Raw genomic sequence first — 5,326 nt, forward strand, 5'->3', positions numbered from 1 at the left:
TAAAGCTATAAACGAGCAGCTAATAAACAGCAAAGCTGGTTATTAGCTAATTTAATGCGAGTTTATCACTAGCAACAATAAAAATAAACGAGCAGCTGGCAACTGACATAAGGAAGTTGTCAGCTATTATTCAACAATAAAAATAAACGAGCAGTTTATAACTTAAATTATAAAAATTATGAGCGTCTGACATTTGTAAAAATGGCAGGAGTTATTGACTAACAAGTTTTTATTATTACTAATAAAAAAACTTATAGCTGCAGTAATAAACTATTTTTCAATATCGATTCTATTTTCTTCGCTAAAAGAAGTTTGATATTTAAGTTTTTCTATTCTGATTTTAGTAACAATATTTCCGCTTTTTCCCACAACAGTAAATGAATACCCATTATATTCTATGGCTTCATTTCTCTTTGGAAGTCTTCCAAGATATGAAAATAAAAATCCTCCAACAGTATCCGCCTCATCATCCGGTATAGGAGCCAATATTTCATATTTATTAAAATCTTCTATTCTTACTCTGGCATCAACAAGATAAGTACCGTCATCATTACTTTTTACTTCTTCATCTTCTTCATCATACTCATCTCTAATATCTCCTATAATCTGTTCAAGAACATCTTCCATAGAAACAATACCAGAAAAACCTCCGTATTCATCAACTACCATAGCAATATGAATTTGCTTCTCTCTAAAATTTTTTAATAATTCCATTAATGATATTGATATAGGCACGAATAAAGGCTTATGAAGAATTTTCTTAAGGGAAAAATTTTTCTCTTCAGTATCAATTAAATCTTTAACATACAAAACCCCTACTATATCATCTATTCCGTCTTTATACACAGGAATCCTTGAATTTCTATCCTTCTTAAAAGCATTTATAACTTTATCATAAGATGAATCTATTGGAATCATAACTACATCAACTCTTGGAACCATTATTTCTCTAACGCTTTTAGATTTTAAATCAATGGTATTTGTTATTATTTCTCTTTCTGCTTCTGTTAATTTTGATAAATTTACATAATTGCTTTTTTCAAATTCATTATCTTTTTTCTTAGATATTTTAGATATTAATTTTTTTATCGGCATTTAAATAATCCTTAAAATTATAATCTGATTTTTATTTATACTTTATTTATATAATTTTTATTTCTATGTTCTTTTATATTTTTTATTACATTACTGTATAATTCTTTCATCTTTTCATTATTTTTCATTAATGACTTTTTAGTATAATTATGATGTATTCCTTTCAAATGAAGTATAGAATGAATAATTAATTTTAATATTATTTTATTTATTTTTTCTTCACTATATCTAGCATTCACCCATTCATAGGAAATAACTATATCTCCGCCTTCATTAATATCGCCCATAGGAAATGTAAGTACATCTGTTGCTTTATTTTTATTTCTAAAATCATTATTAAGTTTTTTTATATATTCATCATCGCAAAAAACTAAATTAACTTCTCCATAAATATCAGCTGTATTTGATGAAAAATATAAAAAATATTTATAATATTTCAAATTTATATCATAATCTGTTTCATTAAAAACATTAACTTTCATAATATATTATTTCTTTACTGTTTCTTTTTCTTTTGATTCTTTATTATTATATTTTAATTCTTTCTCATCTTTTTCATTTTTATGTTTTATAGGTATTTTTTTAGCTATTTTTTCTTTTATATTTTCCTTATTTTTTTCTTTGATTTTTTCACTAACTTTTTCATTAACTTTTTCTTTGGCTTTTTCATCTTTTTTGTATTTTTTTATAGAATCTTTATTTTCTTTATTTGACTGATTCGGCTGTTTTTCTTCTTTTTCAGATTCAGATGTTTCATCAGGCAGTTCAGGATATTTAATTCTTTCATGCAGTGAAACTATAATTTTTTGGAATGATATTTTCTTTATTGTTTCGATATCGCTTAATGTTAATCCGCTGTCATTCAATTCTCCATTAGACATTTTATCATTTACAATATGTTCTATAAGCATTTCCAAATCCTCTCTTTTTGGAGAATCTAAAGACCTGCTTGCAGCCTCTATAGAATCTAATATCATCAAAATAGCTGTTATTTTAGATTGAGGACGAGGTCCTGCATAAGTAAATAAATTAATATCAACATCAGGATTTTCTTTTAGGGCTTCTACATAAAAATATTTTATTAAACTTGTACCATGATGTTCTTTAATAGCTGCAATAACCTCTTTAGGAAGTCTGTATTTTTTTGCTATTTCAACACCCAAACGAACATGAGATTTTATTATTGATGCAGAAAGAGTAGGCTTTAATTTATTATGCCTATTTTCATTTCTATTAGAGTTTTCTATATAGTAGAGCGGATTTTCTATTTTGCCTATATCATGATAATATGCTGATACACATGCTAATTTAGGGTCTTCTCCTATTTCTTCAGCTATAGTTTCTACTAAATTAGCCATACTTATAGAATGGTGATAAGTACCGGGGGCATTCATCTGAAGTTTTCTAAGAATAGGATTATTCAAATCTGATAATTCCTGAAGCCTGAATATGGTAGCAGTTTCAAGCATATATTCGCAAATAGGAAGAAATATCATAACAAGTATAGCCTGAACAAATCCGCTTACGAATGAAAATATAAAAGTTAAATATGTGATTTTTATATCATTATTGAGCATCATTTCTATCAAAGACATTGCACTCAAATATGCTCCTATCAAAAGCCCAATCCAAAAAATAGTATATCTGCTGTTGATTTTTCTTGATAGTATAGAAATGAATATTGATATAATACACAAAACTGATATTTCAAATATATTAGCCTGTGCTGTATTTGCTGCAAGTAAAGTTATGCATAATGTAATTATAGATGATATTCCTCTTCTTGCACCAAGCAATGAGTTTATCATACCAAACATAGGAATAAATGTATAAATATAAAAAGGTATATAAGTATCTTGTATTTTATATGATATATGATTATAAAAAATATATGTTATTGCAATAATGACAGAATATTCTATAGAAAAAAGCAGAAAATTCTTAAAATTTAAATAAAAAGGTATCTTATACTTTATTATAATAAACCCTATAAACATAAACAGAAGAAGAATAAATAATGCCTGCCCTATAAAAATAGGTATATTATAAGTATCAAAATTATTTCCAAATAAAGTTCTAATTAATTCAGCTTTTTCTTCAGTTACCCTCTCCCCTACTTTCAAAATGGGAAAGCCTTTTTTTATTGTATTATAAACAGGATATACAGACGAAGCAACTTCATCTATTCTTTCTTTGGTTTTTACAGAATTAAATATTAAATTATCTTTTAAAAAAGAATTAACTATAGATGATATTGTATTAACATGAATAACATTAAGATTTCCGTATTTAGAACCTATAATATAAGGCAGCTCCATTCTTAAATCTTCCAAAAAGAAAACTCTGTTTCTAGGAAGTATCCTTTCTTCTACCATATAATCATCATATATATATAAAAACACTCCGTTATTAAGTATCAAACTCAAAGTGTCTGAACTTAAATTGCTTCTGGATGTGATGCCTATATCAAAAAGGTCTTTAATAGTGTCTATTATTTTTTCTTCATAACCAATACTAAGATCATTAACAACAGCATTAGAAAATACAGATTTATTTATAGGCTCATTATACAAAATAAGAAATTCATCATATATTTCATCAATCGGCATTTCATTATTATAAGACATTCTCATAAAAGCAAATATATTTCTGATTTTAGATATAGTTTCATATTCTATATTTCTAGGCATATCAAATATAGGTGCTACAGCAGCTTTTCCATAATTTATAAGTTTTTGAGTTTCCTCTTTATTTTCATACCTTACATTTCTCTTTACTATTAAAGGCTCTTTTACTATATCGCCTACATCAGGAATATTTACTCTTTGCATATAGGTTGGAAAAACTAAAAACAGAGTAAAAATATAAATCAGTACAGCAATACTTAACTGCATAGAATATTCTATATTAGGTGTTTTACTTATAACTGATTTCATTATTTTTTTATTTGTATTCATAATTATATTACCTTTTCATAGTTTTATTAGAATTATAATTTTTATTAGAACTATAATTCTCGTATGCTTCTAATATTTTAGAAACTAAATGATGCCTTATAACATCTTTTTTTTCAAAATAGTGAAAACTAATTCCATTTATACCGCTTAATATTTTTAAAGCATTTTCAAGTCCTGATTCAGTATTTTTAGGCAAATCGCTTTGAGAAATATCTCCTGTAATAACAGCTTTAGACTTTTCTCCTATTCTGCTTAAAAACATTTTCATCTGAGATATTGTTGTATTTTGTGCTTCATCAAGAATTATAAAAGATTTGCTTAAAGTTCTTCCTCTCATATAAGCAAGAGGAGCTGCTTCTATTCTTCCCTCTTCTGTATATCTTGATATCATATCATTAGATAAAAGACTATACAAAGCATCATAAACAGGACGCATATAAGGCGATATTTTTTCTTTAAAATCTCCGGGTAAATAACCCAAACTCTCACCCGCCTCTACAACAGGTCTGGTTATAATTATACGGTCTATTTTTCCTTCAGATAATAAATTTATAGCATAAGCTACAGAAAGAAAAGTTTTTCCTGTACCAGCAGCACCGACAGAAAATATTATATCATTTTTCTGCATTTTATATACATATTCGCCTTGAGATATAGTTTTCATCTGTATGCTTCTTCCCAAATAAGGAAGTTTTATACGAATCGATATTAACTTATTTTCTTTTTCAGTATTAATATTATCTGCTATGCTGATAACCTTTTGGCTATTAATCTCTGATGAAGAGTTATATAAATCTTTTAGTATATACAAAACTTTGACAGTATCTTCTATTTTACTTGAATCACCCTCAATGGTTAATTCATTACCTTTCGGATATATAGCAACATTGAATTTATCTTCCAATATGCTTATATTTGAATCATTAATACCGCATATAGAAATAAAAGATTCATTATCTTTAAATTTTACTTTATTATCAAATATCTTTCTATTAATATGCAAAATCCTTTAAAAAATCAAGCTATATATAATAGTATACAAAATTATATCTATTGTCAATATGAACTAAAAAAATATCATAATTTTAATACTAAATAATACTGCATTTAAATATAATAAAAATATATAAAATATTAGGGCTATCCTAGATAACTAAAAAAGCTCTCTTTCTGATAAATTATATATGATTTCTAATTGTTTTTGTTTATTTATGCATTTCATACTTAAATTTAAATAATTTTATAATAAAAAAATTATTTATAAACTTGCTTAA

Annotated in this window: 4 protein-coding genes; all 4 read right to left on the reverse strand. The window is 25.7% G+C overall.

The window, feature by feature from the left end; all coding sequences use genetic code 11:
• Nucleotides 1–270: 270 nt before the first annotated feature.
• Genes tlyC through QZ288_RS11530 form a run of 4 tightly spaced genes read right to left on the reverse strand, consistent with a single transcriptional unit; the run spans nt 271 to nt 5,055 of the window.
• Complete coding sequence (tlyC, locus tag QZ288_RS11515) at nt 271–1,095, reverse strand: hemolysin C (RefSeq protein WP_295159008.1); 825 nt, start codon at nt 1,093–1,095, stop codon at nt 271–273.
• Between the two features lie 35 nt (nt 1,096–1,130).
• The gene (gene ybeY, locus QZ288_RS11520) at nt 1,131–1,577 is read right to left on the reverse strand and encodes an rRNA maturation RNase YbeY (RefSeq protein ID WP_295159010.1); all 447 of its coding nucleotides are present in this window, start codon (nt 1,575–1,577) and stop codon (nt 1,131–1,133) included.
• Nucleotides 1,578–1,583: 6 nt separating this feature from the next.
• The gene (locus QZ288_RS11525) at nt 1,584–4,052 is read right to left on the reverse strand and encodes an HDIG domain-containing metalloprotein (protein WP_295159012.1); all 2,469 of its coding nucleotides are present in this window, start codon (nt 4,050–4,052) and stop codon (nt 1,584–1,586) included.
• A gap of 7 nt (nt 4,053–4,059) precedes the next feature.
• On the reverse strand, nt 4,060–5,055 hold the full coding sequence (locus QZ288_RS11530; protein WP_295159015.1) for a PhoH family protein: 996 nt from the start codon (nt 5,053–5,055) through the stop codon (nt 4,060–4,062).
• Nucleotides 5,056–5,326 lie beyond the last annotated feature (271 nt).

Origin of the sequence: uncultured Brachyspira sp., assembly GCF_910578695.1 — a bacterium.
Classification (GTDB): Bacteria; Spirochaetota; Brachyspiria; order Brachyspirales; family Brachyspiraceae; genus Brachyspira.

What these genes read in the sequence shown, in the direction of transcription:
- QZ288_RS11525 (WP_295159012.1), bottom strand. Translation starts at nt 4,052, where the DNA reads ATGAATACAAATAAAAAAATAATGAAATCAGTTATAAGTAAAACACCT.
- tlyC (WP_295159008.1), bottom strand. Translation starts at nt 1,095, where the DNA reads ATGCCGATAAAAAAATTAATATCTAAAATATCTAAGAAAAAAGATAAT.
- ybeY (WP_295159010.1), bottom strand. Translation starts at nt 1,577, where the DNA reads ATGAAAGTTAATGTTTTTAATGAAACAGATTATGATATAAATTTGAAA.